At 52.0% G+C, this 904-nt stretch carries 2 protein-coding genes; one reads left to right on the top strand and one right to left on the bottom strand.

Features of this window, described 5'->3' with window-relative positions; genetic code table 11:
• Window positions 1-187 (bottom strand): type VI secretion system contractile sheath small subunit (locus tag AC1D0Z_RS23025; protein ID WP_477660446.1); only part of this gene is annotated, 187 nt, incomplete at its 3' end.
• Between the two features lie 441 nt (window positions 188-628).
• On the opposite strand from AC1D0Z_RS23025, the gene AC1D0Z_RS23020 reads away from it, so the two are divergent.
• Window positions 629-874 carry a hypothetical protein gene (locus AC1D0Z_RS23020; protein WP_477660445.1) on the top strand — a complete coding sequence of 82 codons (246 nt, stop codon included), beginning with the start codon at window positions 629-631 and terminating at the stop codon, window positions 872-874.
• Window positions 875-904 lie beyond the last annotated feature (30 nt).

The following is a 904-nucleotide window of genomic DNA, read 5'->3' as shown; positions in this document are numbered from 1 at the left end:
CCATCTGCCGTTGCTTGTAAGGCGGAAACTCTTCGTCGGGATTGCGATCTCCGGCCAGGTCAGCGAACACTCCAACAATGAAGGGGAGCTCCTGCTTTTCGATGGCGCCGCCGGTCTCCACCTCATAGGTGATCTTCACCCGGGGCGGACGATTACGCTCCAGCCATTTTTGAACACTTTCAGCCATTTTTAGCCTCTCATAGTCAATACCGCACGCACTTGCAGAAACGCTCGCCAAGCCGTGAGGGCCGCGGGCGGAATTTCTCCCGCTCAGTTTTCGCAAGCGGCGTGCCAACTCTTCAGCTCTGATAGACCGTTGATTTAATTGGAAATTTTTTCTATCTTCGACTCGGGGCAGGACTAATTTGCACCGCCTTCCTGGCAACTGAGCGAAGCACCTCGCCAAACGGAAAGCTGCGCTGGTCGAAGGGATCCGGCATTTGTTTTTGCGTGTGCAGCGAGGAGGACAAATCTGCACATGAATGGGTGCAGATATGTCCCACCTCAGCGGGAAGCCGCGCGGAACTAAAGCAGGAAATGGCTATTGCGATTTATTAGTTTCCAAAGAAAATGATCAGGTTTAAGCTAATTACCTGCAGCAGCATTCCAACAAGAAAAAACATGCTCGATGAATAAACAACTGGTCAATTTCGCCGTTCTTTGCATTCAAAGAAAATTGAAAATCGCCCCGCATTCAGTTGATACGCTGAAGGGAATCCATGCTTTCTGGATTAGCTGGGAAGAGCCCATCCCTCCTCAAGCTACGACGCTGGAGGCACTGGAAAGACTCGAGAGGGATGGAGTGATGGAGCGTGTCGCATTGGACACCCAGGAACTCTGGATGATGAGGAAAGAGCCCGGTCGCGTTGAGTAACTTTCCTGCGACTGCTGCGCTGTCTGGCAC

It is taken from the genome of Polaromonas sp. P1_E3 (assembly GCF_056405935.1).
Note: the sequence above shows the minus strand (reverse complement) of the source record. Positions and strands in the feature narration are given on the sequence as shown.

Coding starts and splice junctions, on each gene's coding strand:
- AC1D0Z_RS23020 (WP_477660445.1), top strand. CDS start 629: ATGAATAAACAACTGGTCAATTTCGCCGTTCTTTGCATTCAAAGAAAA.